The organism is Streptomyces sp. NPDC052225 (assembly GCF_040679615.1).
Lineage (GTDB): Bacteria > Actinomycetota > Actinomycetes > Streptomycetales > Streptomycetaceae > Streptomyces.
This window is the reverse complement of sequence record NZ_JBFAVD010000006.1, coordinates 141841-168709: the sequence shown is the minus strand read 5'-3', so window position 1 is coordinate 168709 and position 26869 is coordinate 141841. Positions and strand designations below refer to the sequence as shown.

The window sequence follows — 26869 nt, the reverse complement described above, 5'->3', positions numbered from 1 at the left end:
ATGACCGACGAACCACTGGGCCGGGACCGTGCCGACGCCTATCTGCACCGGATCGGCGCCGCGCGCCCGGCCGCCCCGACCGCCGAGGCACTGCGGGCCCTGCACCGCGCGCATCTGCGGACCGTCCCGTTCGAGAACCTCTCCGTGCACCTGGGCGAGGAGGTCCCGCTCGACGCCGGGGACCTCGTCGCGAAGCTGGTGGACCGGCGGCGCGGCGGCTTCTGCTACGAGCTCAACGGCGCGTTCGCCGCGCTGCTCGACGCCCTCGGCTTCGAGGTGACGCTGTTGCAGGCGCGGGTCGCCGGGAAGGACGGGCGGTTCGGTATCCCGTACGACCATCTTGCGCTGCGCGTCCGCGCCGGCGACGGCTCGTGCTGGCTGGCCGACATCGGGTTCGGCACGCACACCGAGTTCCCGCTCGCGTTCGAGGAGCGGGGCGAGCAGCGGGACCCGGGCGGTGTCTTCCGGATCGAGGACGCCGCCGAGGGTGATCTGCTGGTGCTGCGCGACGGCGAGCCGCAATATCTGCTCGACCTGCGCCCGCGCGCGCTGCGGGACTTCGAGGCGGGGGCCTGGTACCACCGCACCTCCCCCGCCTCGCACTTCACGCGGTCCCTGGTCTGTTCGCTGCTGACCGAGGGCGGCCGGGTCACCCTCAGCGGTCATACGCTCACGACGACGACCGGCGCGGAGCGCACCCGTACCGAGCTGCCCTCCGACGCGGCCGTGCTCGCTGCCTACGACCAGCACTTCGGCATCGTGCTCGACCGGATTCCGCCGGAACCGAAATCCGCCGAGGGCTGACCCCGCCGGGCACCCGCTGGTTATGCTGCCGCCGAAGCGTTCAGCGAAGCGCTCAAACGAACAGCGGGTTGTGAGGGGGCCATCAGCATGCGCGAACCGGTCGATCTCAGGCGGCAGCGGATCCTCGCCGTCGTGCAGTCGCGCGGCGCGACCCGGGTCAGCGACCTCGCCGCGGAGCTCGCGGTGTCGGTGGTGACCGTCCGCCGCGACGTGGAGGAACTCGCCCGCGAGGGCAGGCTGCGGCGCGGGCACGGGGTGGCACGGCCGGTCCTCACCGAGAACGAGAGGGCGGCCGCCCCGCCGGAGCCGGCGGCGGACGGCGGGCCCGTCGCCCTCGTCGTGCCGGAGCGCCACGCGTATCTGTACGAGGCGCTGCACGGCGCGCGCACCGTGTTCGAGGAAGCCGGCATCCGCATCGCTCTGCATATCGCACCGGCCGTCTCGGGGGCCGAACAGCCGCTGGTGGAGCGGGCGTTGGCGGAGGGCGCGCGGGGCCTGCTGATCGCGCCGCGCTGGCGCAGCCGGGCGACGGAGGAGGCCGACTACACGTGGCTGTCGCGTCTGACGGTGCCTGCCGTCGTGATGGAGCGCAGGCCGCGGCGGGGCAGCGCGCTGCACGCCGTGGACACGGTGTGCACGGACCACTGGTACGGGGTGCACCTCGCGGTCGAGCACCTGACGGGGCTCGGCCACCGGCGCGTGGTGCTCGCCGCGCGCGACGACAGTCCGACGGCGCGTGCCGTGCGCTCCGCGTTCCGGGAGATCGCGGCGGACCACCCGGGCATCGACAAGTGGGCGGTGGCCCTGAGCGCCCCGGGCGCCGTGCCCGACCCGGCGGCGGCGGCGAGCGACGCCGCAGCCGTCGAACTGCCCGCGCTGCTCTCGGAGTTGGGGGCGACCGCGGCCGTCCTGCACGGCGATGTGGACGCGCTGATGCTGGTGCAGGCGCTGCGCGACAGCGGTCTTCGGGTGCCTGAGGACTGCTCGGCCGTCGCCTACGACGACGTGGTCGCGGGGCTCGGCAGCACCCCGCTGACCGCCGTGTCCCCGCCGAAGACGGAGGTCGGCCGGGCCGCCGCCGAACTGCTGCTTCGCCGCCTCGCGGACCCGGCCGCCGCGGCCTCCCCGGTGCGGCGCCTCGAACTGCTCCCCTCGCTCCAGGTGCGCGGCTCCACGCAGCCCCCGCCGGAAGCGGTCGCTCCAACCCTCGCCTCACAGTGAGCGTTTGACCGTTTCATTTTCTTCTGATCGATCTATTGACCAGGTCCGCTCAGCCGATCAGGATTCCCGTGACTCGAACACGCAGGAGCCGCGGGAGGCGCCCATGCCTGGTCGACAGAGCCGTCGATCCCTGCTCGCCGCGATCACCGCGCTGCCGCTGACGGGCGCCCTGAGCGCTTGCAGCGGAGACGACAGTGCGTCGGATCGCTCGGGGAGCACCAGCACGTCCGGTACCAAAGGCACCACCACCATCACGTTCTGGTCCGCGCTGCGCGGCAGCCAGGAAGTGGTGGACGCGTTCAACAAGACCCACGACCACATCCAGGTCGCTTTCGAGCAGATACCCTCCGGCACCCAGGGCGGGTACCTCAAGCTGAGCAACGCGGCACGCGCGGGCAACGCCCCGGACGTCGCGACCATCGAGTACCCGCAGCTGCCCGGGTTCGCCATCGACGGCGTGACCCGCGACATCACGTCGATGATCAGCGACGGCCTCCGGTCGAAGCTGCTGCCGCAGTCGCTGAGCCTGACGACGTTCGAGAACCGCACGTTCAGCGTGCCGCTCGACGTCGAGCCGATGGTCATGCACTACCGCAAGGACCTCTTCGACCGGTACGGCTTCGACGTACCCACCACGTGGGACGAGTTCGCCGAGCTGGCCCGCGAGGTGCCGCGCACCGGCGGCGGCCGCAAGCTGACCCTCTTCCCCACCGACAGCTTCACGCAGTTCGCCGCCTGGTCCTGGCAGGCGGGCGCCCAGTGGTTCGACACGTCGAAGGGCGCGTGGAACGTGTCGCTCGCCGACGCCCCGACCCGCAAGGTCGCCGCGTACTGGCAGCGCCTCATCGACGAGGACCTGGTCTTCGTGAACTCCGCCAGCAGCCGCCTCGCCGACGCGCAGATCGGCAACGGCCTGGTGCTGACCCGGCTCAGCGGCGCCTGGGACGCGGGCGCGCAGATGAACGCCCGGCCCGAGCAGAAGAACAAGTGGCGCATCGCCCCGCTCCCCCAGTGGGACACGGGCAGGCCCGCGCTCGGCACGCACGGCGGTTCGACGTTCGCCGTGACGAAGGACAGCCGCCACCCCGAGGCCGCCATGGAGTTCATCGAGTGGCAGGTCTCGCACCCCGACGCCCTCAAGGCCCGGCTGTCCAGCGGCGCGAGCAGCCAGTACCCGGCCGCGACCGGGCTGATCCCCGTGGGCCGCAAGGCGTTCGACGCGTCGTACTACGGCGGCCAGGACATCTACACCCTGTTCGAGGAGGAGGCCCACAAGATTCGCGACGGCTGGACCTGGGGCCCGCGCATGACCGCCACCGGCAACGTCATGCAGGATGCCTTCGCCCGGGCCGGCAGCGGATCCGGCACGGTCCTGTCGTCCGTACGGGCCGCGCAGGACGGCACGATGCCCGACCTCAAGGCGCTCGGCCTCGCCACCACCCAGCGCTCCACGTGAACGCCCGCACCCCGAAAGGCAGGTGAACCCCATGACCGCGACGACAGCCCACGCCCCGACGGCGCCGCCCGCTGCCCAGCAGGCCGCCGATCCCGCACACGGCAAGGCCTACAGGGCGGCCGCGCGCCGCCGCACCGGCGCTGCGGGCGTCCTGATGGCCCCGTTCCTCATCCTGCTCACGCTGGTCTTCCTGATCCCGGTCGGGACGGCGGTGTGGCTGAGCTTCTTCAGCGACGACCAGCCGGGCCTCGGCTTCGGCGCGGAGCGCACGGTCTTCGTGGGCCTGCGCTCGTACGGCGCCGTGCTGACCGACCCGACGTTCCTGTCCGGGCTCGGCACGGTCGCCCTGTACTGCGTGATCTACATCCCGCTGATGGTGATCGGCTCGCTGGCACTCGCGCTGCTGCTCGACTCGGGTGTCGTACGGCTGCGCTCCTGGGCCCAGTTGGGCCTGTTCCTGCCGCACGCGGTGCCCGGCATCATCGCCGCGCTGATCTGGCTGTACCTGTACACGCCGGGCATCAGCCCGGTCATCGAGGTCCTCGGCAAGGCCGACATCACGGTGGACTTCCTGGGCCTGCACACCACGCTGCCCTCGATCGTGAACATCGCCCTGTGGTCGAACCTCGGCTACAACATGGTCGTCTTCTACGCGGCCCTGCAAGCGGTGCCCCGCGAGGTCCTGGAGGCCTCGGTCGTCGACGGCGCGGGCCCGGTGCGCACCGCACTCCAGGTGAAGGCTCCGCTGGTGCGCTCGTCGATCGTCATGGTCGCGATGTTCACGCTGATCTGGGCGCTGCAACTGTTCACCGAGCCGATGCTGCTCCACCAGTCGTCACAGATGATCAACACCCGGTTCTCGCCGAGCATGTACATCTACGACGCGGCGTTCAGCCGCAACAACTACTCGCTCGCGGCGGCCGCCTCGGTGATCCTCCTGATCATCACGATCGCCGTCTCGTACGGCGTCACCCGCTGGACCAACCGCGTCGCCCCGGCCGAGGAGAACGCCCGATGAGCACCACGGACAGCCGGCTCCTTCGCCCGCGCCTGCTGGGCCGGGCGACCGTCAACGTCGTCGTCACGATCTCCGTCCTCTACACACTGCTTCCCGTCCTGTGGCTGGCGCTCGCCGCGACGAAGACCCGCGACGCCCTGTTCAGCAGCAGCATCCTGTCGCTGAGCGACTTCTCCCTCGTCCAGAACGTCAAGGACCTGTTCGCGATGGACGGCGGACTGTACGGGCGCTGGTACGGCAACAGCCTCCTGTACGCGGTCCTGGGCGCCGCGCTCGGCGCGCTGATCAGCGTCGCGGCCGGGTACGCCTTCGACAAGTACGCCTTCCGGCACAAGGAGAAGCTGTTCGGCCTGGTGCTCGCGGCGGTCATGGTGCCGCAGACGGTGCTGGCCCTGCCGCTGTACCTGCTCGCGTCCGAGACCGGCGTCGTGAACACGTTCTGGTCGGTGTTCATCCCGGTCCTGTTCAACCCGTTCGGGGTCTACCTGGGCCGCATCTTCGCCCAGGGCTATGTGCCGAACGAGGTCCTGGAGGCCGCGCGCGTCGACGGCGCCGGTGAGCTGGCGACGTATTTCAAGGTCGCGCTGCGCATGCTCGGCCCCGGTCTCGTCACGGTGTTCCTGTTCCAACTGACGGCGATCTGGAACAACTTCTTCCTGCCGATGGTGATGCTGTCGAACCAGAAGCTGTATCCGGTCAGCCTCGGTCTGTTCCAGTGGAACAGCCAGGCGTCCGTCTCTCCCGAGTACTACCCGGTGGTGATCATGGGTTCGCTTCTCGCGGTCCTCCCCCTCATTCTCGCGTTCGTCCTCCTCCAGCGCTTCTGGCGGTCCGGCCTGACGGCGGGGGCGGTCAAGTGACCCTGCCCCGCGTGGCGTTGGCCATGAACCCCCAGGCCGCGACGGCCGTCTTCACGCCACGCTCGCTGGCCGCGCTCACCGAGGTGTGCGACCTGGCGCCGTTGCCCGCTCTGGACGACCTGACGACCGTACGGGCCAAGCAGCTCATCGCCGACGTCGAGGTCCTTGTCACCGGCTGGGGCTGTCCCCGGCTCGACGCGGACGTGCTGGCCGCCGCTCCCCGGCTCAAGGCCGTGGTCCACGCGGCCGGTTCGGTACGGGGACATGTCACCGACGCCTGCTGGGAGCGGGGCCTCGCCGTGACGTCGGCGGCCGCGGCCAACGCGCTGCCGGTCGCCGAGTACACCCTCGGCATGATCCTGCTGTACGGCAAGCAGGTCCTCGAGCGGGCCCGGGACTTCCGGCAGACCCGCGCGCGCGGCAACTGGCTGCTCACCTCGCAGCAGGTCGGCAACTACCGCAGCACGGTGGGCATCCTGTCCGCCTCACTGATCGGGCGCCGGGTGATCGAACTGCTGCGGCCCTTCGACATCGAGGTGTTGCTGCACGATCCGTACGTCACCGAGGAGGACGCCGCCGCGCTGGGCGTGGAGCGGGTCGGGCTGCCCGAACTGTTCGCGCGCAGCGACCTGGTGAGCGTCCACACGCCCCTGCTCCCCGAGACACGCGGGCTCGTCAGCCGTGAACTCATCGGCTCGATGCGTCCGGGGGCGACCCTGATCAACACCGCGCGCGGCGCCGTCGTCGACCAGGGCGCGCTGACCGACGCCGTGTGCGCGGGCCGGATCCGGGCCGTGCTCGACGTGACGGACCCCGAAGTCCTGCCCGCGGACCACCCGTTGTGGGAGTGCGACGACGCGCTGATCACCCCGCACCTCGCCGGCTCCCAGGGCAACGAGTGGGAAAGGCTCGCCGACACCGCCGTCGGCGAGGTGGCCCGCTGGGCCGCGGGCGACGGCTTCGCCCATCCCGTACGACGTGAAAGGCTGGCGTTCCTCGCATGACGATCCCCTTCGAACTCCCCGCGGAAGACCGCGCGTTGAGCCCGTACACCGGATACACGCGCGCGCACTGGGAGGCCGTCGCCGACGGACTGCTCGGTGCCGCGTGGCGGTGGGCCACCCCGCAGGGCGCGCTGCTCGACCTGCCGGGCCGGCCCTCGGGTTCCGGGGTCCGCTCGGACGGCCTGGAGGGGTACGCCCGGACGTTCCTCGCGGCCGGCTTCCGGGTCGCGGGCGCCGACGGCAAGGACCCGCACGGCTGGCTGGAGCGGTACGCGCAGGGCCTGACCGCGGGCACCCTCACCCCGGGCCGGGACGACGCCGAGTCGTGGCCGCTGATCCTCGACCACCATGTGCAGGGCCAGCCGATGGTGGAGTCCGCGTCGGTGGCGCTCGGCCTGATGCTGACCCGGCCGTGGCTGTGGGACCGGCTCGACGGGGACGTACAGGACCGGGCGGAGAAGTGGCTGCGCGGCGCGATCAACCACACCCCGGCGCCGAACAACTGGTACCTCTTCCCCTTCATGGTGGCGTCGTTCCTGGAGTCGGCCGGGCGCGGTGACGCGGCGACGGCGCGCGCCATGGAGCGGGCGCTCGACCTGATGGAGACGTGGTACCGGGGCGACGGCTGGTACGCGGACGGCGACGGGCGGGCCTTCGACCACTACAACGGGTGGGCGCTGCACCTGTACCCGATGCTGCACGCCCACCTGGCGGGCGACGCGGCGCTCGCGGAGCGCTTCGGGCCGCGGCTGCGCGAACACCTGGAGGGCTTCTCGCTGATGTTCGGCGGGGACGGGGCGCCGCTGCACTACGGGCGGTCCCTGAGCTACCGGTTCGCGGCGTCGGCGGCCGTCGGCATCGGCGCCGTCACGGGCCGCACGCCGCTCTCGCCGGGTGCGTCGCGCCGTCTGATCAGCGGGAACCTGCGCTACTTCCTCGACCGCGGCGCGCTCACCATTGACGGACTGCTGAGCCTCGGCTGGCACGGCCCGCACGACGCGACGCTCCAGCACTACTCGGGCCCGGCGTCCCCGTACTGGGCGTCGAAGGGGTTCGTGGCGCTGCTCGCGGGCGAGGACCACCCGCTGTGGACGGCGACGGAGGAGGCCGCGCCGAGCGAGGGCCCCGACCGGGTCCTCGCGCTGCCCGCGCCGGGCCTGCTGCTCCAGTCGACGCGGGCCGACGGCATCGTGCGGCTGCACAACCACGGCAGCGACCATGTCCGGCCGCACGAGGGCGAGTTCGCGGACCAGGCGGACGCCCACTACGGCCGCCAGGCCTACTCCACGCACACCGGCCCCACGTCCCTGACGAACGTGGCCGACAATCACCTGTCGGTCGAGGTCGGCGGCGTCGCCAGCGTGCGGCGGCGCATCCACCCGCTGGGCGCCGGCCACGAGGACGGGTGGGGCTGGGCGGCGTCCTGGCACCGGCCGGTGTTCGTGTCGGGGCCGCCGATGGTGCCGGGGCTGCGCGTGGAGAGCGTGACCGTGGCGCGCGGCCGGCACGAGCTGCGGGTCCACCGGGTCGTGGGCGCGCCGCACGGGGCGCGGGTGACACTGACCGGCTGGGCGACGGACGCGCTGCGCTCGGAACTGGCCGGCGTGTACGGCTGGGGCGAGCGGGACACCGTACGGGCGCCTCAGGGCACGGCGTTCGAGCCGTGGGTGCGGGTGCCGCGGCTCTCGGCGGAGGCCGAGGGCACGGCGGTGTTCGTCGCGCTCGCCTCGCTGAGCGCCGAGGAGCAGTCGCTGGAAGGCGTCGTGGCCGAAGTGGCCCGCGCCGACGGTTCGTTGACGGTGCGCTGGGCCGACGGTCACGTCACCGTCGTGGGCTTCGAGCCGCTGACCGTTCAGGGAGCCGGCGGGTCCAGCTGAGCCTGGAGGGCGGGCCCGTAGCGGTCCACCACGTCGTCGATGTCCGCGGCCCGCACGTGCGGGCCGCGGGCGATGCCGTACATGACGCCGAGGCCGAGCAGAAGGCCGACGGCGAGTTCGGCGCGCAGTCCGGCGTCGTCGCCGGTGAGGCGGGCGGCGAGGCGTTCACTGACCTGGGTGCGGAAGTCGGCGCGCAGGATGTCGCCCCGGTCGCCGTGCAGCGGGGCGAAGACGATGCGCAGAATCGGGTCGACGCCCCGCTCGGCCTGCCCGGTCAGGACCGAGCGCACCATGTGCCGGCCGAGCGCGTCGAGCGGTGCGTCGAGGAGGGCGTCCACGTCCGTCTCGAAGTTCATGACGCGGGCGAACAGTGCGTCCTTGTTGCCGAAGTACTTCAGGATGAGCGGTGGGCTGACGCCGGCCCGGTCGGCGACGGCCTTGAGCGTGATGTCGCCGTGCGCGTGCCGGGCGAGCAAGTACCGTGCGGCGCGGACGATGGCGGTCTTGGTCGCCTCCGCGTCGCGGCGTCCCGCCGCGCGCCGCCGTTCGTCGGTGGGTGCCGTGGTCATCGCCTCACGCTCCTTTCGCCGTGGCGACGGGGGCCGTCGCGCTCGCGCCCGCCCGGTCCTCCGCGCTGTCCCCGGGGACGGCCAGGGCGACGGCCGTGGCCAGCAGGGCGACCGTACCCGCCATCGTGAAAGCGAGCTGGTACCCGTGCAGGGTCGGTACCTCGCCGCCGCCGACCCGGGTGGTGTGGTGGACGAGGACGGCGGCGACGGCGGCGCTGGAGACGGCCTGGCCGATGGTGCGCATCAGGACGTTGACGCCGTTGGCGGAAGCGGTGGCGCCGGCCGGGACGGCGCGCAGGATCAGGGTGGGCAGCGCCGAGTAGGCGAGGGTGGTGCCGGTCGAGACGACGGCCGCGCCGACGAGGATCACCCACAGGTCGGTGCTGTCGGCGATGCGGACGGCGTAGCCGAGCGCGAGGACGACGCCGCCGACGGCGAGGGTGATGCGGGGGCCGCGCGCGGTGGAGATCCGGGCGGACACGGGTGAGAACAGCAGCATGATGACGCCGCTGGGCAGCATGCACAGGCCCGTCGCGACGATGGACAGGCCCAGGCCGTAGCCGGTGGCGACGGGGGCCTGCACGAGTTGCGCGGTGACGAGGGAGTTGGCGTAGAACGCGAACCCGGTGAGCAGTGCCGCGACGTGGGGCAGTCCGACGCGGCGGCCGACGGCCAGGCGCAGGTCCACCAGAGGCGCCGCGGTGCGCAGTTGCTGCCAGGCCCACAGGCCCAGGATCACGACAGCCGCGACAAACAGTCCGACGACGGGTCCGCTGCTCCATCCCCACTGGCCGCCCTGCGAGACACCGAGCAGCAGGCAGACGAGGCCCGCGCCGAGGCCGAGCGTGCCGAGCACGTCGAACCGGCCGGGCGACCTGACGGGCGACTCGCGCACGGCCCACCAGGCGAGCGCGAGGCCGAGCGCGCCGAGGCCGCTCGTGGCCCAGAACATGACGTGCCAGTTGGCGTACTGGACGATGAGCGCGGCGAGAGGCAGTCCGAGGGCGGCGCCGATGCCGACGGTGGAGCTCATCAGGGCGACAGCGGATCCGGTGCGGTGGGGCGGGAGTTCGTCGCGCAGGATGCTGATCGACAGCGGGACGACCGCGGCGGCGGCGCCCTGGAGCGCGCGGGCGGCGATGAGGATCCGGATGTCGGAGGTCAGGGCGCACAGGACGGAGCCGGCGGTCATCAGGCCGAGCGCGCCGAGCAGGACGCGCCGCTTGCCGTACATGTCGCCGGCCCGGCCGAGTACGGGCGTGAGGACGGCGCCGGCCAGCAGAGTCGCGGTGACCATCCACGAGACGGCGGCGGGGGACGCGCCGGTGAGTCGGGGCAGGTCGGGCAGCAGCGGCACGACGACGGTCTGCATGACCGCCATGAGGATGCCGCCGAAGGCGAGCACGGGCACGGCGAACCGCTCGCGCGGGCGCGGCGGCACGGGTATCGGGGCGGTGTCCATGGGTCTCCTGCTCGGGAAACGCCCGGGTGAATGGCCATTCACCCGTGTCGGTGAATCAGTATTCACCAAGCGCGGCGCCCTGTCTGCGCCCGGCGTCCGCTCCTGCCGCGACCAGCCCGTTCGCGGGGCGCGCGGGGGATACTGGTGCCCATGACCTCAACTGACACACCGCGTTTCGGCCTTGTCGGTACGGGCTCGTGGGCCCGGCGCACGTACGGTCCGGCGCTCCAGGCCCACAAGGGGGTCGACCTCGTGGGCGTGTGGGGCCGGCGTCCCGATGCCGCGGCCGAACTCGCCGCCGCGCACGCCACGACGGCGTACGACGATGTGGACGCGCTGTTCGCGGCGTGCGACGCGGTGGCGTTCGCCGTGCCGCCGGACGTCCAGGCGCCGCTCGCGGCACGGGCCGCGGCGGCGGGCTGCCACCTGCTGCTCGACAAGCCGCTGGCGCTCGACCCGGACGCGGGACGGGCCGTGGTGGCGGCCGCGGACGCGGCGGGGGTCGCGTCGGCCGTGTTCTGCACGTTGCGCTACGCGCCCGTGACGGCGGAGTGGATCGCCCGCCAGGCCGCGGCGGAGGGCTGGTACACGGGCCGGGCCGACTGGTTCGGCGCTCTGTACACGCCCGGTGACGACGCCGAGGTGCGGGCCACGTCGCCGTGGCGTGCCGAGCGGGGCGCCCTGTGGGACGTGGGCCCGCACGCCCTGTCGGTGCTCCTTCCGGTCCTGGGCGACGTGGAAGCGCTGACGGCGCGGCGCGGTCCGGGCGACACGGTGCATCTGGTGCTGCGCCACGCCTCGGGTGCGTCCTCGACGGCGGCGCTGAGCCTGACGACTCCCCCGGCCGCGGCGGGCATCGCGGTCGAACTGCGGGGCGCGGAGGGCCTGGTGTCGATGCCGACGGGCACCGGCGTCGCTCAGGAGTGCCTGTCCGTGGCGATCGACGCCCTGCTGGAGTCGGCGCGTACGGGGGTCCCGGCGGCCTGCGACGCGCGGTTCGGGCTGCGGCTGACGGAGATCCTCGCAGCGGCGGAGACGTCCTTGGAGTCAGGCGGCGCCGAACCACTCCTCGGCGAGTGAGGCGAGGCAGGTGACACCGTCGGACGGCGGCAACTCCCTCAGGTACCAGGGCAGATCGCTGTACACGTGGAGCAGCGTGTACGCCATCGCGGCGCACGGTTCGACCGCGCGCCCGTAGGCCTTCGCGAAGCGGGACATGAGGCGGGGATCGGCGCGGGTGACGAAGAGGCCGACGGCGACGAAGTCGTAGACCGGGTCGCCGATCATCGCGGGTTCGAAGTCGAAGAGTCCGCTCAGCCGCGCGGAGGCGGTGTCCCTGCCGCTGCCACTGTCGCCGTCGCCCTCGACGAGCAGGTGCTCCCGCATGAACTCGGTGTGCAGCAGGGCGGGCTGCCCTCCGAGCGACGGCACGTGACGGTCCAGGAACGCGTCGATCTGCGCGCACCACTCCTCCGGCAGCCCCTTCTCGCGCTGGCGCCGTACGGCCTTCGCGCGCTGCCCGGCGACGAACGCGGTCCAGTCCGGCGGCCCGAGGACGTCCGCGAGCGGGCCGGCGTCCAGCCCGTGGAGCGCGGCGAGGACCTCGCCCGCGGCGTCCACCAGGCGATCCTGGTCCGGGCCAGGGATGCGCGGCCAGGCGAGCGCGAGACTCTCCCCCGGCAGCCGCCCCATGAGGACGTGGCGCCAGCCGTTCTCACACGTCCCCGAGGCCAGCAACTCCGGTGTGGCGACGGGCAGTCGGCCGTGCAGCCGCTCCAGGACGCGGGCCTCGCGCACCCCGTCCGCGGCGGACGCGGGCGGGAAGAGCTTCAGGACATGCGCGTCGTCGACGGCGTACACCGGCACGCTCCCGTCGGCGAACCGCACGGGCGCCGCGTCCGGCAGGCCGAGCCGCCGGCACAGGTCGAGCAGGCCGGGCCGCAGCAGGGCCTCGTCCCGCACGACGCGGGCCCACTCCTCGTCGCTGGTCACCTCAGGCAGCATGATCGGCACTGTAGCCGCGCCCCGGCCCCTTCTTCGCGCCGTTTACGCTGGTGACCATGCCGCTCCAGATCAGCGCCACCAACCCCGAGCACCCAGTGCTCCTGCTCGCCCTGCCCTGGCACATACCCCTGGAGGAGTGGCCCGAGGAGTACCTCGTGCCGCTGCCGCGCGGCATCTCCCGGCACGTGGTGCGCTACGCGCGCGCCGGTGACGAGGTCGTCGCCGTGAAGGAACTGGCCGAGCGTCCGGCCCTGCGCGAGTACGAACTGCTGCGCACGCTCGACCGGTTGGGGATCCCGTCGGTCGACCCCCTCGCCGTCGTCACGGGCCGCGAGCAGCCGGACGGCAGCCCCCTCGAACCCGTTCTGATCACCCGGCACCTCGGCGGATCCCAGCCGTACCGGTCCATGTTCGAGACGACGATGCGCCCCTCCACGGTGCACCGCCTGATGGACGCCCTCGCGGTGCTCCTCGTTCGCCTGCACCTCACCGGCTTCGCCTGGGGCGACTGCTCGCTGTCGAACACCCTGTTCCGCCGGGACGCGGGCGCCTACGCCGCGTATCTCGTGGACGCCGAAACGGGCGAGCTGCACGAGAAGTTGAGCGACGGGCAGCGGGCGTACGACATCGATCTGGCGCGGGTGAACATCAGCGGCGAGATGCTCGACCTGGAGGCCTCGGGGGCGCTGCACCCGTCCATCGACCCGATCGAGTTCGGCGCCGAGGTCGGGCAGCGCTACGAGAACCTGTGGAGCGAGCTGACCCGTACGTCGGTGTATCCGGCGGGCAAGCACCACTACATGGAGCGCCGCATCCGCCGCCTCAACGATCTGGGCTTCGACGTGGCCGAGATGCAGATCTCGCGCTCCCCGCAGGGCGACACCGTCACGTTCGTGCCGAAGGTCGTCGACGCGGGCCACCACCAGCGCCAACTCCTGCGCCTGACCGGCATGGACGCGGAGGAGAACCAGGCGCGGCGGCTCCTGAACGACCTGGAGAGCTGGATGGCGACCCAGGACGACGCCCCCGACGCCCGCCCCGAGGTGCTCGCGCACCGCTGGGTGCGCGACGTGTTCCGGCCGACTGTCCGCGCGGTGCGCGACCGGGTCCCGGCGCCGATGGACCCCGCCGAGCTGTACCACGAACTCCTGGAACACCGTTGGTACTTGTCGGAACGGGCGCAGCACGACATCGGCCTTGACGCGGCCACGGAGGACTACGTGCGCACGCGCCTCAAGTCGGAGGGCTGACCTGGTTCGCCGGCGTCAGTGCCCGCCTTGCGGCTTCTCGCATCCGGTGCCTTCGAGATAGACGCCGTGACTCTCGACGCTGACCGTCCCGCCGACCGATCCGTCCAGGCAGTAGGCGGGACCGGCGTCCACGACGAACCCGACGAAGCCGTTCGCTCCGCTGACGGTCACCTTCTTGTACCCGGCGTCGGCCAGCGCGGCGCTGACCTGGGCGCCGGTGACGTCCCGCCTCTCGGCGTACGGCGCGAGGGCCTTCCTGACCCGCTCCTCGGCGTCGGCCGCGTCACAGACGGCCCGGCCGGTGAGGGCGGCGGTCGACTGGAAGAGGTGGTTCTCCCCGTACTTGGGGTTGGCGTCGCCGGCGTCGGCGGGCTGGGATGCGCGGGCGGTGGGGCGGGCGGAGCGGCCGGCGCAGTCGGCGGCTTTCGCGGAGGGCGGCGCGGCGGCGCGCGGCGCCCGAGTGGAGGCGGCGTCGTCGGCCTTCTCCTGGCCGCACGCCGTGAGGACCGACAGGCACCCCAGGGCGAGCACAACTCCCGTGCCGATGGCGCGTCTTCGTAGCGTCATGGGCCCGAGTATGCCCGGGGGGCGTCCGGGCGAGTGCCGGTGACCGGGCACGGATGACCGGGCGCGGCCGGTGCCGTGGCCGCTACGTAATGGCGAGTGACGGCACCGACCGCAGCCAGTGACCTTCTGCGGCTGCCTCGGAACGAGTGCGGGACGTGCGTCGTGCAACGCATTTTCCGGCCACATCCTGCGAATTGGTGGCCCGGTCCCGCTCTCCCTTCCTCGAACAGCCCGAAGGCTCGCGGGTTACCCGACGCCGGGAAATTTCGGCCATTTTCGAGCGGCCCGGCACAGGTGCCCCATCGCTGTGTCCACGTGCTCACAGACGATGAAACCGGCAGGTGGGCAACCCCGCACGTCCCATCATGACGGACCGTCTGATCGTTTTCTTCGGGCAATGTTTATTACCAAAGGCGATGGGAGTATTTAGACTGCTCACGCTCAACTCGGCGTGTACAAAGAGGGATTACTCACCATGAACAAGAAGGCGCTGCGCGCCCTGCTCCGTGAACGTCGCGCCCTCATAGCCCCCGAGTCCCACGGCTTCACCCGCCCCACAGGCCAGGGCCGCCGCGCCCCCGGCCTCTCCCAGCACCAGGTCGACCAGTTGCTGCATCGGACGCTGGGGACGTATCACCGGCTGGAGTCGGGGAACTATCCCAATCCGCCCACGGACCTGCTGCGCGACGTCGCCCTGCTCTTCCAACTGGACGAACAGGAATGGGTCTCCCTGTGCCGCTACGCCCTGGTCCAGGATCCGCCAGGGCCTCTCCACCAGTCGTCGGGCAAGGAGATCCCCAGCTTCTGGCAGGACGCGCTCGACAGCATGGGGCACATGGCTTACGTGTCCGACGCGTCCTGGGACCTCATCGCGCACAACGCCGCTTTCGCCGCGCTCTTCCCCGATGGCCGGGTGCCGGGCAACACCATGCGCTGGATGCTGCTCGAACCCCAGGGTCGCGAGGTGTTGACCGACTGGCACAACGCCTGGGCGCCATGGGTGTTGCCTCAGTTGCGAGCCGCGCTCGCGACTCGGCCGGAGGACGAGACACTGCGGCAGATCGAGAAGGAGGTCCTCGCCGACCCCGACACCTCACCGATCTACGAAACCGGAGCCACCCTGATCCACGCCGACGGCCACGAGCGACCGATCCATCATGACCGGCTCGGGCCGGGCTGGGTGTCCATCTGTGCCGCGCAGCCGATGACCGCTCCCGGATCCCGCCTCTTCGTCCTGGTCTTCCGTCCGGGTGTCATGCGCCCTCGGCACACCCGCCAGATGCTGCGCGCCGGCACAGCCCCCTCGTTCGATTCGAACCCCTAGACGACCCGCACTTACGGTCAAGTACGTTGAGCGGTACCCCCCACGCCCTACTCGCCCCAGTGGGAGCTGCCGCATGCCCGCCTATCTTTCCCCGCCACGTACTGTCCTCGGCGCCCACAAGGTGACCACGGAGGAGATATCCGAGGACATACAGGCCCACCACGCCGACCACCCGCGTCTCGGCGCCTTCCTGCGCGTGGTCAACAACTGCGGTGTGCGCACGCGGTACTTCAGCCGCCCGCTCCAGTCCCCCACCGTGGCCGGCCGGGCGGGCGTCCACGAGCGCACGCAGGCCGCCTTCGACGACGCGCTCGACATGTCGGAACGCGCCGCACTCGCCGCACTCGAGGCTGCGCATCTCACCCCGGACGACATCGGCGCCATCGTCACGACGCACGCCACGGGCTATGCGGTTCCGAACCTCGACGTTCACCTGATCCACCGCCTGGGACTGCGCCCGACCACCCGTCGCATCGCCCTCACCACTGTGGCCTGCGCCGGCGGCGTCCACGCATTGGTAAGAGCAGCGGATCTGATCACCGTTCGCCCCACCGAGAAGGTGCTTGTCGTAGCCGCCGAGGTGCTCTCCACCGCGTACAACCACTCGGCCGCCACCACAGAAGCGATGATCTACAAAGCGCTCTTCGCCGACGCGGCAGCGGCAGCTGTCATAAGTTCCGCACCGCTCACTGCCGGGCTGGCCATCGAGGACACCCTCGAATACACACTGCCGGGGAGCTACGACCGGTACCGGGGGCGACTCGACGCGCACGGTATGCACTTCGACTCCACCAAGCAGGCCCCCAAGGCGCCGGCGGAAACGTTTCCGAGCCTGGTCCAGTGGCTGGACGGACGAGCGGTCGAGTTCGCCGCGATCCACCCCGGCAGCCCGCGGATGATCGCCGACACCGCCGAGGCCCTGGGGCTCAGCAGCAGCCATACGCGGCACTCGACGGACACCTTGGCCGACGAGGGCAACATCGGCGGAGTCAGCGTGCTCCGCGTCCTGGAGCGCACTTACGGCGATCCACCCAGCACGGGCGAGCACGGGGTCGCCGTGGCGTACGGCCCGGGTTTCACCACCGCGGCGCTCCACGGGCGCTGGCAAGCCTGACGCCGTACAGCCCCTCAAACGTCCCGCCGAGACTCATGTCCCATTGGGACACAAAGGTGTACCCTCGGCACCATGAAGGCGAACGAACCCACCACGAGCCGGCCCTCCGAGGACCGGCGGCAGGTCAAGGCGCGGCGGACGCGGGACGCGTTGGCCGAGGCCGCTGTCGCGCTCGTGCTCGAGCGGGGGCTCGGGGACGTGACCGTCGAGGCGATCGCCGAGCGGGCCGATGTCACGCGCCGCACCTTCAGCCGGCACTTCGCCGGCAAGGAGGACGCGGCGCTGGACTTCACCCGCTCCGACGGCGCCCGCATCAACGCGGCGCTGCGCGAGCGGCCCGCCGACGAACCCCCGCTGCTCGCCTACCGCAGGGCCGTCGCGGAGTGGCTCGCCGACCGGGACACCCCCGCCTGGCACCACCGTCCGCAGCTGCGCGAGCTGTACGCCGCCGTGGACCGCGAACCCACCCTGTTCGCCGCGTACGAACGCATCCGGGTCGACGCCCAGGACGAGTCCGTACGCATCATCGCCGACCGCCTCGGCACCGACCCGGCCCGGGACATCCGCCCCGAGGTCGTGGTCGGTGCCGCCGCCGGCGTGCTGACCGCCGCGCTGCGCACCTGGGCACGCGGCGAAGGACCGGACGCCGAGGACCTCGCCGATCTGGTGGCGCGGTCCTACGACGCCCTCATCGGGGAGGCCGCCCGATCGGCGGCGACCTCCGACCTCGCAAGCAGAGAGTGACCCGCACCATGAGCACCACCCCCACCACCGGCCAGATCACCGACTACGCCACCGAGTTCGCCGGGAAGACCGCCCTCGTCACCGGCTCCGCCTCCGGCATCGGCCTGGCCACCGCCCGCCGCCTCGGCCGCGGCGGCGCGAACGTCGTCATCGCCGACTACAACCAGCAGGGCGCCGAGGAAGCCGCCGAGGCGCTGAAGGCCGAGGGCATCAAGGCCGCCGCCGTCGCGCTCGACGTGACGCAGCCCACCTCCGTCGAGGCCGCCGTGCAGTTCGCCGTCGACACCTTCGGCGGGCTCGACCTGGCCGTGAACAACGCTGGCATCGGCGGCGCCAGCGCCCCGACCGGCGCGTACGACATCGATGTCTACGACCGCGTCGTGCGCACCAACCTCGACGGCGTCTTCTACTCGCTGCGCTACGAACTCCCCGCCATCGAGGCCGCGGGCAAGGGCGGCGCCATCGTCAACGTCTCCTCGATCCTCGGCTCGGTCGGCTTCGCGGGCTCCCCCGCGTACGTGGCGGCCAAGCACGGCGTCGTCGGTCTGACGAAGACGGCGGCCGCCGAGTACGCGGCCAAGGGCATCCGCGTGAACGCGGTCGGCCCCGGCTTCATCGCGACCCCGCTCCTGAAGGACATGGACAAGGCCGCCTACGACGGTCTCGTCGCCCTGCACCCGGCCGGCCGCCTCGGCCACTCCGAGGAGGTCGCCGAGCTGATCGTGTTCCTGCTCTCGGAGCGTGCCTCCTTCATCGCGGGCAGCTACCACCTGGTGGACGGCGCCTACACCGCCGTGTGACAAGGCGTACCTCCCGTTCCTTTACGGCGCTTGTGTCACAGGCCCAGTCATGGAACGGTCTGCGTGGGGCAGGCGGGGGGCCTGACCCACGCAGGAGGAGGGGCGCAGGCGCACGATGGACCGGCAGGCCGCACAGACCACCACCCACGGCACGGGCAAGAAGCGCGAGTCGTACTTCGACAACGTGAAGTTCCTGACGATCGTGCTCGTCGCGTGCGGGCACGCCTGGGAGCCGCTGACCTACGGCTCGCGCGCGGTCACCGCGCTGTATCTGACCGTGTACGCCTTCCACATGCCGGCGTTCGCGCTCGTGTCGGGGTACTTCTCACGCAGTTTCGACATGGCCCCGGGCCGGCTCAAGCGGCTGGTGACCGGGGTCGTGGTGCCGTACGTCGTCTTCGAGGTGGCGTACACGCTCTTCTACCGGTGGGCGCAGGACGATCCGGGCTATCCGATCAGCCTGTTGGACCCCTGGTACCTGATGTGGTTCCTCGCGGCGCTGTTCATCTGGCGGCTCTCCACGCCGCTGTGGCTGCAACTGCGTCATCCCGTGTGGGTGGCCCTCGGCGTGGGGACGGCCGTGTCGATGTGGCCGGGCGCGGGCGGTGACCTCGCGCTCCAACGCGTCCTTCAGTTCCTGCCGTTCTTCGTGGTGGGTCTCGTGATGCGGCCCGAGCACTTCTCGTTCCTGCGCACCTGGGGCACGCGGCTCGCGGCCCTGCCGGTGCTGCTGGCGGCGGTCGTGGCCGCGTACTGGGTGGCTCCGTGGTTCGACGCGGGCTGGTTCTACCACCGCGGGAGCGTGGTGGGCCGGGGCGTGCCCGCCTGGGCGGGGCTGTGGGCGACGCCCGCCCTGTTCGTGCTCGCTCTCGTGCTGACGGCGTGTTTCCTGTCGTGGGTTCCGGGGCGGCGGCTGTGGTTCACGGCTCTGGGGACCGGAACCATCTACGCGTATCTGCTGCACGGGTTCGTCATCAAGTCCTCCCGGTTCTGGGAGTGGTACGCGCATCCGTGGCTGCACACCCCGGCGGGTGAGCTGGCCGTGACGGCGGTGGCGGTCGGCGGGATCACGCTGCTGTGCACGCCGCCGGTGCGCACGGTGTTCCGTTATGTCGTCGAACCGCGGATGGACTGGGCGTTCCGGCGTCCGCGTCCCGCGCCGGGCCAGGAGGAGCGTCCGGCGGCCCGCGAGAAGGTCACCTCCGGCGGCGGCTGACGGCCTGGGCCGAGGCGAGCAGGCACTGCATGCGCTCGGTGAGGGAGGAGAGGTCGTCGGCGGGCGCGTGGAAGGGGATGCGGACGTCGGCCTGGCCGCGGGCGCGTTCGAGGCGCAGCGTCAGTCCGTGCCGGTCGACGGCGAGGGGCTGGACGCGGACGACACCGTGCAGGCTCTCGGGCGTGAGGAGCCGGGTGAGTTGCTCGACGGCTTCGGGGTGGGCGTCGGCGAGGTGGAGCAGCAGCCGCGGTTCGGCGAGGGCCAGCGGGTCGGGTGTCGCGTCGGCGAGTTCGGCGAGATCGATCCCGAGGCGTTCGGTGCGGGTCTGAAGGACGGCGCGTTCGGGGCGCAGGACCATCTCGTCGCCGTCGGGGACGAGTTCGCCCGACATCCGCAGCCGGGCGCGCACCCGGTCGCGTACGGGGACGGGCGCCGCGTCGGCGAACTCCAGGAGCGCGGCGGGCCGGCCGTGCGGCGCGAGCAGCACCGCCGCGGCGAGCACGCTCTCCGGCGGCGGCGCGATCCGCACCGTACCGTCGTCGGCGACGCGGTGGGCGCCGACGAGGTCGTCCTGTCCCACGTCGGTGGTGACGCCGCAGGTCCACGCGGCGGCGAGCACGGAGCGTGCGCGTGACGCGGTGGTGGGCACGGCGGTAGCGAGTTGACGGACACCCATTCCGACCTCCTTAGGTAAGCCTTGCCTAACGTAGCGGAGATCGCGGACAGGGGTCCACCCCACGTCCACCCCATGGCCCTGTGTCGCCCGCGCCCGCACGGCGCGCGGTGCGGTTGACTCGACGGGTGCGCCGCTTCCTCGTGTTCCTGTTCGTCGTCGCCGGTGCGATCGGGTCCCTGGCCCTGTCGCTGCTCCTCACCCCGTGGTGGTGGTGCGCCGCGGGCCCGCTGCTCGCGCTCACCGCGCTCGGCGTGTGGGACCTGCTCCAGTCGCGCCACTCGGTGCTGCGCAACTATCCGGTCGTCGGCCATCTGCGGTTCCTCATGGAGTCGTTGCGCCCGGAGGTCCAGCAGTACTTCGTGGAGCGCAACTACGACGGGCGGCCCTACGACCGCGACGTGCGCAACATCGTCTACGAACGGGCGAAGGCCGTCGTGGGCGCGGAGGCCGAGGAGCCGTTCGGCACCGAGCAGGACGTGTACGCGGACGGGCACGAGTTCCTGGTGCCGTCGATGCGTCCCGTGGACGCGCCCGACGACCCGTCGACGGTACGGATCGGCGGCCCCGACTGCGCGCACCCGTACGACATGGCGCTCCTGAACGTCTCCGCGATGAGCTTCGGCGCCCTGTCGAGCAACGCGATCCGCGCGCTCAACAAGGGGGCCGCGCTCGGCGGTTTCGCGCACGACACCGGGGAGGGCGGTCTGTCCGAGCACCATCTGGCGCACGGCGGGGACCTGGTGTGGGAGATCGGCACCGGGTACTTCGGATGCCGTACGGACGACGGGGGCTTCGACCGCGCCGAGTTCGCCGAGAAGGCGGCGTACGAACAGGTCAAGTGCGTGTCCCTGAAGCTGTCGCAGGGTGCCAAGCCGGGGATCGGCGGGGTGCTGCCCGGCAGCAAGGTGAACGCGGAGATCGCGGCGGCCCGCGATGTGCCCGAGGGCGAGACGGTGGTCTCGCCGCCGTACCACCGGGAGTTCAACACGCCGCGCCAACTGGTCCTGTTCCTGGCCGAGTTGCGGGATCTCGCGGGCGGGAAGCCGGTCGGGTTCAAGCTGTGCGTCGGCTCGCGGACGCAGTTCCTCGCGGTGTGCAAGGCGATGCTCGCGGAGGGCGTGACACCGGACTTCGTGATCGTCGACGGTGCGGAGGGCGGCACGGGCGCGGCGCCGCTGGAGTTCGCCGACCATCTCGGCACACCGCTGACCGAAGGCCTCATCACCGTGCACAACGCGCTGGTGGGCGCAGGGCTGCGGGACCGGATCCGGATCGGCGCGAGCGGCAAGGTCGCCACCGGCGCGGACATCGTCAAACGGCTCCTCCAGGGCGCTGACTTCACGAACGCGGCCCGGGCCATGATGTTCGCCGTCGGCTGCATCCAGGCGCAGCGCTGCCACACCAACACGTGCCCGGTGGGCGTGACGACGCAGGATCCGCGCCGGGTGCGCGCGCTCGACGTCGACGACAAGGCGGCCCGGGTCCACCACTTCCAGGAGGCGACGGTGCGCAGCGCCGCGCAGATCATGGCGGCGATGGGCATCAGGGATCCGCACCGGCTCCGCCCCGACCTGCTGATGCGCCGTACGTCCCCGCACGAGGTGGCCTCGTACGCGCAGCTCTACGAGTGGCTGGAGCCGGGCTGCCTCCTCGACGGTCCCCCGGCGAGCTGGGCGGCGGACTGGGCGGCGGCGGACCCCGACCGCTTCTGAGCGGGGACAGCTGTCCGGTGCATCCGTAGGGGTCGCGCGGGCCGAACGCGGAGCGGAGGGGAAGTCCCACCCATCCGTGCGCCCGTCCGCAACGGATCACTCATGTACAGCACGTCGCTCACGCACCGGACAGGTCATGGAGGCCCCGCACGTGAAAGAAGCCGTCCACATCGGAAGAGGGCCCGCGCCCCGGCCCGATCTCCAGGAGCTGGTCGCCGGGGTCGCCCAGGGCGATCACGAGGCGTTCGCCGCGGTGTACGACGCGGTGGCGGGGCCGGTGCTCGGCGTCGTCCGTGGCGTCCTGCGCGACCGGGCGCAGTCGGAGGAGGTGGCCCAGGAGGTCCTGGTCGAGGTATGGCGCACGGCGGCCCACTATCGCGAGGACCGCGGCACGGTCGTCAACTGGGTGCTCACGCTCGCCCATCGGCGGGCGATCGACCGGGTCCGTTCGGTGGAGGCCGCGGCGGCCCGCGACCACAAGGCGGCCCTGCTGGAACGCACCCCGGAGTTCGACGAGGTGACGGAGGAGGTCGAGGCGCGGATCGAGCGCGAACAGGTGCGCCGCTGTCTGCGCACCCTGACCGAGCTCCAGCGCCAGTCCGTGTCGTTGGCGTACTACCGCGGGCTGACGTACAGCGAGGTGGCCGAGTTGCTCGCGGTACCGCTCGGCACGATCAAGACGCGGCTGCGCGACGGTCTCATCCGGCTCCGCGACTGCCTGGGGGTGACGGCGTGACCACCGCCGAACTGCACACCCTGACGGGGGCGTACGCGCTGCACGCCCTGGCCGACGACGAGCGCGAGGCGTTCGAGCGGCACCTCGGCGACTGCGCCGCGTGCGCACAGGAGGTACGGGAACTGAGCGCGACGGCGGCCCGGCTGGGGCTCGCGGTCGCCGTGACGCCGCCCGCCGGGTTCCGGGAACAGGTGCTGCGCCGGGTGACGACCGTGCGGCAGGAGCCGCCGCGGACTTCCGCCGGCGGCGTCGGGGCGCCGGCCGCGTCGCACCGTCGGCCGCTCGCGCACTGGGCGCTCGCCGCGTGTCTGGCGGCGGCCGCCTCGCTCGGCGGGGTCGCCGTGTGGCAGCACGAACAGGCCGACCGGGCACGACAGGAGGCCCGCGCCGCCGAGCGGCAGGCCGACCAGGTGGCGCAGGTGCTGTCCGCGCCCGACGCGAAGGTCACCTCGGCCCGGCTCGCGGGAGGGGCGCGGGGGTCGGTGGTCGTGTCGCACGACCGCGACCGGGCCGTGTTCGTCGCGGCGGGGATGGCGGCACCGCCCGGCGGCAAGGTCTACCAGCTCTGGTTCGACGACGGCGGTCACATGCGTCCGGCCGGCCTGATGGATCCGGCGCGTGCCGACCAGACGGTCCTGATGAAGGGTCCGGTGGGCGACGCGTCCGGCATGGGTGTCACCGTCGAACCGGCCGGCGGCTCCGAGCAGCCGACGTCGCCACCGGTCGCGCTGATGTCGCTGCCCGCCTGACGGGAGCGGCACGACAGGTGCGGCGATCGAGACGGTCGCGGCAGTCGCGGCAGTCGCGGGAAGAAGCCGCTGGTGCGTGCGACGTATTCGGCGTAGCCGGGGCGCTCGGCCATGTGCCGTGCCAGGTGCGGTCTTCGGCTCCCCTTGGTGAGCAGGCAACTCATGACGGGCGCTCGGGGGTGTGGGCGTGGCCGCCCAGCCGCTTCGTACAGGGTCACGCGGTGGCGCGGGGGCGAGGATGTGCGCGGCGGCGAGGTCGGCCACCCCGCTTCCGACCCCGGCGGTCCCGCGCTGTGCCGTCCCCCGCGTCGCGCTCCTCCCGTCCCGCCCCTCGCGGGCCCGTCGAGAGGGCCGGGTCAGCTCTTCGGGGTCTCTCACTCGAACGAGTGAGAGAAGGGGGCTTCCAGGGGCCCGCGGGACCACGCCTTCGGGCGGGGAATATGCCAACTGCCCGCGCCCGGCGATCCGGAGCGGCATCATGCCGCCATGGACGGTACTGCGCTCCTGCGGGAGCTCTTCACGCCCGACGAGTTCGACGCTGTCCGCAGCCACGCGGACCATCTGGGTGTGACGGTCATCGAGTACGTTCGCCGCTCGGCCGCCGAACGGGCCCTGGAGCGGCTGCACTTGGCCGAGGCGATCGAGGCCCAGGCGCTGCATCTGGGCAAGCTGTCGATACCGCAGGTGGAGCGGGCACGGTGCCGGGACGGCGCCTCGTCACCGGCTCTCGACCGCTTCCTGGACGCGCTGGCGCACCCCTCGGACGGCACGTGACTGCTTGTCACCGCGCGTGATCGCGGCCCGCCGGGGCACACGGTGGACATGACTTCGGTGACGGCACGACGCAGGAAGGTCACGTCCCGGGCCGAGCGCCCGGCCCGCTGGTGGCGGACCCCGGTCCGCCTTCTGGTCGCTCTCGTCGCGTTTCTCGCCCTCGTCGCGTTCTCGGCGGTGCTCGCCCGCCTCACGCTCTCCCCCTCCCCCGCGTCCGACCGGATCGCGGGGGCCAATCTGCGGCCGGGTGCCAGCCTGCGGCAGTACGCGGAGTCGTACACCTTCCTGGCCGCGTGCAAGCAGATCGGCGGAAATCTTCTGCTCGGGGCGCCTTTCGGGCTGTTGCTGCCGGTGCTCGTGGCGCGCAGGCTCCGGCTGTTGCAGGTGCTGCTCGTGACGGCGGCCGTCATGGTCCTGGTGGAACTCGCGCAGGGGGCCCTCGTGCGGGGCCGCGCCTTCGACGTGGACGACATCATCCTGAACACGACGGGTGCGCTGATCGCGTACGTCCTGGTCGGGCGGCGCATCGGGCACGGCTTCCACGCGCTGTCGGGTCCGCGGGAGCGGTCCCGCTTGGCGATCAGGTTCCGTGGGAATGGGGATCGTTACCGAAGCAAGGCCCACGCAGGAGTCGAAGAGAGGGAGTGATCGTCATGCGTGCGTTCGGGGACGCCGACCGGCGTGCCGCGCGCGTGGAGTTCCTCATGCCGCGGGGTTCGGGTGCCGCCCGCTGGGCCAGGCGCCTGACCCGGTCGTTCCTCGCCGGTCGGACCGGCGACGGAGCGGCGGACGCGGAGCTGGTGGTGTCGGAGCTCGTCACCAACGCCGCTCGCGTCCAGGACGGCCACTGCCGGATGAGTCTGCGTCTGGACGCGGGTGAGCTGACGGTGGAGGTGCACGACGACGGGCCGGGGATGCCACGGATGGCGCCCGCGTCGGAGACGGCCGAGTCGGGCCGCGGCATCGCGCTGGTGCACGCGCTCGCGAACCGCTGGAGCGTGCAGCCCCATCCGCGCGGCGGCAAGACGGTCCGGGCGGTGCTGGCGCACTGCTGAACGCCGTACGGGGGCCGTTCGCTCTGCTACCGAACGGCCCCCGCGCGTACGAGCGATCAGTGACCGCGGCTGATCCACTCGTCGAGCTGGGGCGCCTCCGCCCCGATCGTCGTGCTGTCACCGTGGCCGGTGCGCACGACGGTCTCGGCCGGCAGGGTCAGCAGGCGTCCGCGGATCGACTCGATGATCGTCGGGAAGTCGCTGAACGTACGGCCCGTGGCGCCCGGCCCGCCCTGGAAGAGCGTGTCGCCGGTGAAGACGGTGCCGAGGTCCGGCGCGTACAGGCTGACGGCGCCGTGGCAGTGGCCCGGCGTGTGCAGCACCGTCAACTCCACGCCCGCGACGGTGAGTTGCTGCCCGTCGGCCAGGTCGCCGTCGGGGGCGCGGTCCGGGTGCGTGCGCTTCCACAGGTCGGTGTCGGCGGGGTGCAGCAGGATCGGCGCACCGGTGCGCTCCGCGAGGGCGGGGGCGGCGTCGATGTGGTCGTCGTGGGCGTGGGTGCACACGATGGCGACGAGGCGCCGGTCGCCGACGGCCGTCGCGATGGCGTCGGCGTCGTGGGCGGCGTCGATGACGACGACCTCCTCGTCGTCGCCGACGAGCCACACATTGTTGTCGACGTCCCAGGTGCCGCCGTCCAGGCTGAACGTGCCGGAGGTGACGAGGTGTTCGATCCGGGCGGGCATCAGAACATCACCACCGAGCGCAGCACGTCGCCGTGGTGCATCCGCTCGAACGCCTTCTCCACGTCGGCGAGTTCGATGGTCTCGGTAACGAACGCGTCCAGGTCCAGGCGGCCCTGGAGGTAGAGGTCGATGAGCATCGGGAAGTCACGCGAGGGCAGACAGTCCCCGTACCAGGACGACTTCAGCGCCCCGCCCCGCCCGAACACGTCGAGCAGCGGCAGCTCCAGGCGCATCTCCGGCGTCGGTACGCCCACCAAGACCACGGTGCCCGCCAAGTCACGGGCGTAGAAGGCCTGTTCGTAGGTCTCCGGGCGGCCGACCGCCTCGATGACGACGTCCGCACCGAAGCCGCCGGTCAACTGCCGCACCGCCTCGACGGGGTCGGTCGCACGGGAGTTGACCGTGTGCGTGGCGCCCAGGGTGCGGGCAGTTTCCAGCTTCTTGTCGTCGATGTCCACCGCGATGATCTTCGAGGCGCCGGCCAGGAGCGCGCCGACCACGGCCGCGTTGCCGACCCCGCCGCAGCCGATCACCGCGACCGAGTCACCGCGCGACACCCCACCGGTGTTGATCGCCGCGCCGATGCCGGCCATCACGCCGCAGCCGAGCAGACCGGCGGCGGCCGGGGAGGCCGCCGGGTCGACCTTGGTGCACTGTCCGGCGGCGACCAGCGTCTTCTCCGCGAACGCGCCGATGCCCAGGGCCGGGGACAGCTCGGTGCCGTCGATCAGGGTCATCTTCTGCTTGGCGTTGTGCGTGGCGAAGCAGTACTGCGGGCGGCCGCGCAGGCAGGCCCGGCACTGGCCGCACACCGCACGCCAGTTGAGGATGACGAAATCACCGGGCGCGACCTCGGTGACGCCGTCGCCGACGGACTCCACGATCCCGGCCGCCTCGTGGCCGAGCAGGAACGGGAACTCGTCGTTGATGCCGCCCTCCCGGTAGTGCAGGTCGGTGTGGCAGACCCCGCACGCCTGGATCTTCACCACCGCCTCACCCGGCCCCGGGTCAGGGATGACGATCGTCTCGATGGACACCGGCGCGCCCTTGGCCCGCGCGATCACGCCCTGCACCTGCTGTGCCATGACGGTCAGCCCTCTTTCTCCTCGCGGATTCCTCACAACGTGTTGCCCGCCCATCGTCGCTCACGCGGGCCTGCCACACACCATCGGTGCCCAGGTCAAAGCCGCT

At 72.0% G+C, this 26869-nt stretch carries 27 protein-coding genes; 20 read left to right on the top strand and 7 right to left on the bottom strand.

Going from position 1 to position 26869, the window contains the following annotated elements; all coding sequences use genetic code 11:
• The 7 genes from AB0L37_RS11830 to AB0L37_RS11800 all read left to right on the top strand — a co-directional run bounded on the left by AB0L37_RS11830 (position 1) and on the right by AB0L37_RS11800 (position 8240).
• Positions 1-804, top strand: a complete 804-nt coding sequence (locus tag AB0L37_RS11830; RefSeq protein WP_365503145.1) for an arylamine N-acetyltransferase — start codon at positions 1-3, stop codon at positions 802-804.
• Positions 805-891: 87 nt separating this feature from the next.
• A complete protein-coding gene (locus AB0L37_RS11825; RefSeq protein WP_365503142.1) occupies positions 892-2025 on the top strand; it encodes a substrate-binding domain-containing protein in 1134 nt (377 codons plus the stop codon).
• A gap of 103 nt (positions 2026-2128) precedes the next feature.
• Positions 2129-3481 carry a sugar ABC transporter substrate-binding protein gene (locus tag AB0L37_RS11820; protein ID WP_365503140.1) on the top strand — a complete coding sequence of 451 codons (1353 nt, stop codon included), beginning with the start codon at positions 2129-2131 and terminating at the stop codon, positions 3479-3481.
• A 31-nt stretch (positions 3482-3512) separates the two neighbouring features.
• The gene (locus AB0L37_RS11815) at positions 3513-4499 is read left to right on the top strand and encodes a sugar ABC transporter permease (protein WP_365503137.1); all 987 of its coding nucleotides are present in this window, start codon (positions 3513-3515) and stop codon (positions 4497-4499) included.
• Positions 4496-5359 (top strand): carbohydrate ABC transporter permease, encoded by an 864-nt coding sequence (locus AB0L37_RS11810; protein WP_365503134.1) that lies wholly within the window; start codon positions 4496-4498, stop codon positions 5357-5359. Before AB0L37_RS11815 ends, AB0L37_RS11810 begins: the two co-directional genes overlap by 4 nt.
• 23 nt (positions 5360-5382) lie before the next feature.
• Positions 5383-6363 carry a hydroxyacid dehydrogenase gene (locus AB0L37_RS11805; protein ID WP_365503628.1) on the top strand — a complete coding sequence of 327 codons (981 nt, stop codon included), beginning with the start codon at positions 5383-5385 and terminating at the stop codon, positions 6361-6363.
• Positions 6360-8240, top strand: a complete 1881-nt coding sequence (locus AB0L37_RS11800; protein WP_365503131.1) for a DUF2264 domain-containing protein — start codon at positions 6360-6362, stop codon at positions 8238-8240. The genes AB0L37_RS11805 and AB0L37_RS11800 overlap by 4 nt, the downstream gene beginning before the upstream one ends.
• Here AB0L37_RS11800 and AB0L37_RS11795 read toward each other — a convergent pair.
• Together AB0L37_RS11795 and AB0L37_RS11790 are read right to left on the bottom strand one after the other, a co-directional pair.
• The gene (locus AB0L37_RS11795) at positions 8216-8809 is read right to left on the bottom strand and encodes a TetR family transcriptional regulator (protein WP_365503128.1); all 594 of its coding nucleotides are present in this window, start codon (positions 8807-8809) and stop codon (positions 8216-8218) included. The genes AB0L37_RS11800 and AB0L37_RS11795 overlap by 25 nt on opposite strands.
• A gap of 4 nt (positions 8810-8813) precedes the next feature.
• Positions 8814-10271 carry an MFS transporter gene (locus tag AB0L37_RS11790; protein ID WP_365503125.1) on the bottom strand — a complete coding sequence of 486 codons (1458 nt, stop codon included), beginning with the start codon at positions 10269-10271 and terminating at the stop codon, positions 8814-8816.
• A gap of 150 nt (positions 10272-10421) precedes the next feature.
• Between AB0L37_RS11790 and AB0L37_RS11785 the strand changes: the two genes are divergently transcribed.
• Entirely contained in the window at positions 10422-11351 is a 930-nt protein-coding gene (locus tag AB0L37_RS11785; protein WP_365503122.1) for a Gfo/Idh/MocA family oxidoreductase, read from the top strand.
• On the opposite strand, the gene AB0L37_RS11780 is transcribed toward AB0L37_RS11785, so the two are convergent.
• On the bottom strand, positions 11319-12275 hold the full coding sequence (locus tag AB0L37_RS11780) for an aminoglycoside phosphotransferase family protein (protein ID WP_365503119.1): 957 nt from the start codon (positions 12273-12275) through the stop codon (positions 11319-11321). The genes AB0L37_RS11785 and AB0L37_RS11780 overlap by 33 nt on opposite strands.
• A gap of 56 nt (positions 12276-12331) precedes the next feature.
• Here AB0L37_RS11780 and AB0L37_RS11775 point away from each other — a divergent pair, with 56 nt between their 5' ends.
• Positions 12332-13525 (top strand): DUF4032 domain-containing protein, encoded by a 1194-nt coding sequence (locus tag AB0L37_RS11775; RefSeq protein WP_365503116.1) that lies wholly within the window; start codon positions 12332-12334, stop codon positions 13523-13525.
• A 15-nt stretch (positions 13526-13540) separates the two neighbouring features.
• Here the strand turns inward: AB0L37_RS11775 and AB0L37_RS11770 are convergent, their stop codons facing one another.
• Entirely contained in the window at positions 13541-14092 is a 552-nt protein-coding gene (locus tag AB0L37_RS11770; protein ID WP_365503113.1) for a hypothetical protein, read from the bottom strand.
• Positions 14093-14567: 475 nt separating this feature from the next.
• Between AB0L37_RS11770 and AB0L37_RS11765 the strand changes: the two genes are divergently transcribed.
• The 5 genes from AB0L37_RS11765 to AB0L37_RS11745 all read left to right on the top strand — a co-directional run bounded on the left by AB0L37_RS11765 (position 14568) and on the right by AB0L37_RS11745 (position 19290).
• Positions 14568-15416 carry a helix-turn-helix domain-containing protein gene (locus AB0L37_RS11765; RefSeq protein WP_365503110.1) on the top strand — a complete coding sequence of 283 codons (849 nt, stop codon included), beginning with the start codon at positions 14568-14570 and terminating at the stop codon, positions 15414-15416.
• 73 nt (positions 15417-15489) lie between these two features.
• The gene (locus tag AB0L37_RS11760; protein ID WP_365503107.1) at positions 15490-16530 is read left to right on the top strand and encodes a PhlD; all 1041 of its coding nucleotides are present in this window, start codon (positions 15490-15492) and stop codon (positions 16528-16530) included.
• 72 nt (positions 16531-16602) lie between these two features.
• Positions 16603-17274 carry a TetR/AcrR family transcriptional regulator gene (locus tag AB0L37_RS11755; RefSeq protein ID WP_365503104.1) on the top strand — a complete coding sequence of 224 codons (672 nt, stop codon included), beginning with the start codon at positions 16603-16605 and terminating at the stop codon, positions 17272-17274.
• An 8-nt stretch (positions 17275-17282) separates the two neighbouring features.
• Positions 17283-18074 carry an SDR family NAD(P)-dependent oxidoreductase gene (locus AB0L37_RS11750; protein ID WP_365503101.1) on the top strand — a complete coding sequence of 264 codons (792 nt, stop codon included), beginning with the start codon at positions 17283-17285 and terminating at the stop codon, positions 18072-18074.
• Between the two features lie 115 nt (positions 18075-18189).
• The gene (locus AB0L37_RS11745; protein WP_365503098.1) at positions 18190-19290 is read left to right on the top strand and encodes an acyltransferase family protein; all 1101 of its coding nucleotides are present in this window, start codon (positions 18190-18192) and stop codon (positions 19288-19290) included.
• Here AB0L37_RS11745 and AB0L37_RS11740 read toward each other — a convergent pair.
• Positions 19271-19966 carry a DUF2470 domain-containing protein gene (locus AB0L37_RS11740; protein WP_365503095.1) on the bottom strand — a complete coding sequence of 232 codons (696 nt, stop codon included), beginning with the start codon at positions 19964-19966 and terminating at the stop codon, positions 19271-19273. The genes AB0L37_RS11745 and AB0L37_RS11740 overlap by 20 nt on opposite strands.
• Before the next feature lie 125 nt (positions 19967-20091).
• On the opposite strand from AB0L37_RS11740, the gene AB0L37_RS11735 reads away from it, so the two are divergent.
• The 6 genes from AB0L37_RS11735 (at position 20092) to AB0L37_RS11710 (ending at position 24992) form a co-directional block, all read left to right on the top strand.
• Positions 20092-21678, top strand: coding sequence for an FMN-binding glutamate synthase family protein (locus AB0L37_RS11735; RefSeq protein WP_365503092.1), 1587 nt, complete (start codon positions 20092-20094; stop codon positions 21676-21678).
• 151 nt (positions 21679-21829) lie between these two features.
• Complete coding sequence (locus AB0L37_RS11730; RefSeq protein WP_365503089.1) at positions 21830-22414, top strand: sigma-70 family RNA polymerase sigma factor; 585 nt, start codon at positions 21830-21832, stop codon at positions 22412-22414.
• Positions 22411-23163 (top strand): anti-sigma factor, encoded by a 753-nt coding sequence (locus AB0L37_RS11725; protein WP_365503086.1) that lies wholly within the window; start codon positions 22411-22413, stop codon positions 23161-23163. Before AB0L37_RS11730 ends, AB0L37_RS11725 begins: the two co-directional genes overlap by 4 nt.
• A gap of 486 nt (positions 23164-23649) precedes the next feature.
• Positions 23650-23937, top strand: coding sequence for a hypothetical protein (locus tag AB0L37_RS11720; protein ID WP_365503083.1), 288 nt, complete (start codon positions 23650-23652; stop codon positions 23935-23937).
• A 48-nt stretch (positions 23938-23985) separates the two neighbouring features.
• Complete coding sequence (locus tag AB0L37_RS11715) at positions 23986-24585, top strand: VanZ family protein (RefSeq protein WP_365503080.1); 600 nt, start codon at positions 23986-23988, stop codon at positions 24583-24585.
• A 5-nt stretch (positions 24586-24590) separates the two neighbouring features.
• Positions 24591-24992 (top strand): ATP-binding protein, encoded by a 402-nt coding sequence (locus tag AB0L37_RS11710; protein ID WP_365503077.1) that lies wholly within the window; start codon positions 24591-24593, stop codon positions 24990-24992.
• Positions 24993-25048: 56 nt separating this feature from the next.
• On the opposite strand, the gene AB0L37_RS11705 is transcribed toward AB0L37_RS11710, so the two are convergent.
• Entirely contained in the window at positions 25049-25678 is a 630-nt protein-coding gene (locus tag AB0L37_RS11705; protein WP_365503074.1) for an MBL fold metallo-hydrolase, read from the bottom strand.
• The gene (locus tag AB0L37_RS11700; RefSeq protein ID WP_365503071.1) at positions 25678-26763 is read right to left on the bottom strand and encodes an S-(hydroxymethyl)mycothiol dehydrogenase; all 1086 of its coding nucleotides are present in this window, start codon (positions 26761-26763) and stop codon (positions 25678-25680) included. Before AB0L37_RS11700 ends, AB0L37_RS11705 begins: the two co-directional genes overlap by 1 nt.
• Positions 26764-26869: the final 106 nt, after the last annotated feature.

Bases quoted from the DNA above. Each gene is read 5' to 3' on its own strand.
- AB0L37_RS11830 (WP_365503145.1), top strand. From the start codon at position 1: ATGACCGACGAACCACTGGGCCGGGACCGTGCCGACGCCTATCTGCAC.
- AB0L37_RS11825 (WP_365503142.1), top strand. From the start codon at position 892: ATGCGCGAACCGGTCGATCTCAGGCGGCAGCGGATCCTCGCCGTCGTG.
- AB0L37_RS11820 (WP_365503140.1), top strand. From the start codon at position 2,129: ATGCCTGGTCGACAGAGCCGTCGATCCCTGCTCGCCGCGATCACCGCG.
- AB0L37_RS11815 (WP_365503137.1), top strand. From the start codon at position 3,513: ATGACCGCGACGACAGCCCACGCCCCGACGGCGCCGCCCGCTGCCCAG.
- AB0L37_RS11810 (WP_365503134.1), top strand. From the start codon at position 4,496: ATGAGCACCACGGACAGCCGGCTCCTTCGCCCGCGCCTGCTGGGCCGG.
- AB0L37_RS11805 (WP_365503628.1), top strand. From the start codon at position 5,383: ATGAACCCCCAGGCCGCGACGGCCGTCTTCACGCCACGCTCGCTGGCC.
- AB0L37_RS11800 (WP_365503131.1), top strand. From the start codon at position 6,360: ATGACGATCCCCTTCGAACTCCCCGCGGAAGACCGCGCGTTGAGCCCG.
- AB0L37_RS11795 (WP_365503128.1), bottom strand. From the start codon at position 8,809: ATGACCACGGCACCCACCGACGAACGGCGGCGCGCGGCGGGACGCCGC.
- AB0L37_RS11790 (WP_365503125.1), bottom strand. From the start codon at position 10,271: ATGGACACCGCCCCGATACCCGTGCCGCCGCGCCCGCGCGAGCGGTTC.
- AB0L37_RS11785 (WP_365503122.1), top strand. From the start codon at position 10,422: ATGACCTCAACTGACACACCGCGTTTCGGCCTTGTCGGTACGGGCTCG.
- AB0L37_RS11780 (WP_365503119.1), bottom strand. From the start codon at position 12,275: ATGCTGCCTGAGGTGACCAGCGACGAGGAGTGGGCCCGCGTCGTGCGG.
- AB0L37_RS11775 (WP_365503116.1), top strand. From the start codon at position 12,332: ATGCCGCTCCAGATCAGCGCCACCAACCCCGAGCACCCAGTGCTCCTG.
- AB0L37_RS11770 (WP_365503113.1), bottom strand. From the start codon at position 14,092: ATGACGCTACGAAGACGCGCCATCGGCACGGGAGTTGTGCTCGCCCTG.
- AB0L37_RS11765 (WP_365503110.1), top strand. From the start codon at position 14,568: ATGAACAAGAAGGCGCTGCGCGCCCTGCTCCGTGAACGTCGCGCCCTC.
- AB0L37_RS11760 (WP_365503107.1), top strand. From the start codon at position 15,490: ATGCCCGCCTATCTTTCCCCGCCACGTACTGTCCTCGGCGCCCACAAG.
- AB0L37_RS11755 (WP_365503104.1), top strand. From the start codon at position 16,603: ATGAAGGCGAACGAACCCACCACGAGCCGGCCCTCCGAGGACCGGCGG.
- AB0L37_RS11750 (WP_365503101.1), top strand. From the start codon at position 17,283: ATGAGCACCACCCCCACCACCGGCCAGATCACCGACTACGCCACCGAG.
- AB0L37_RS11745 (WP_365503098.1), top strand. From the start codon at position 18,190: ATGGACCGGCAGGCCGCACAGACCACCACCCACGGCACGGGCAAGAAG.
- AB0L37_RS11740 (WP_365503095.1), bottom strand. From the start codon at position 19,966: ATGGGTGTCCGTCAACTCGCTACCGCCGTGCCCACCACCGCGTCACGC.
- AB0L37_RS11720 (WP_365503083.1), top strand. From the start codon at position 23,650: ATGGACGGTACTGCGCTCCTGCGGGAGCTCTTCACGCCCGACGAGTTC.
- AB0L37_RS11715 (WP_365503080.1), top strand. From the start codon at position 23,986: ATGACTTCGGTGACGGCACGACGCAGGAAGGTCACGTCCCGGGCCGAG.
- AB0L37_RS11710 (WP_365503077.1), top strand. From the start codon at position 24,591: ATGCGTGCGTTCGGGGACGCCGACCGGCGTGCCGCGCGCGTGGAGTTC.
- AB0L37_RS11705 (WP_365503074.1), bottom strand. From the start codon at position 25,678: ATGCCCGCCCGGATCGAACACCTCGTCACCTCCGGCACGTTCAGCCTG.
- AB0L37_RS11700 (WP_365503071.1), bottom strand. From the start codon at position 26,763: ATGGCACAGCAGGTGCAGGGCGTGATCGCGCGGGCCAAGGGCGCGCCG.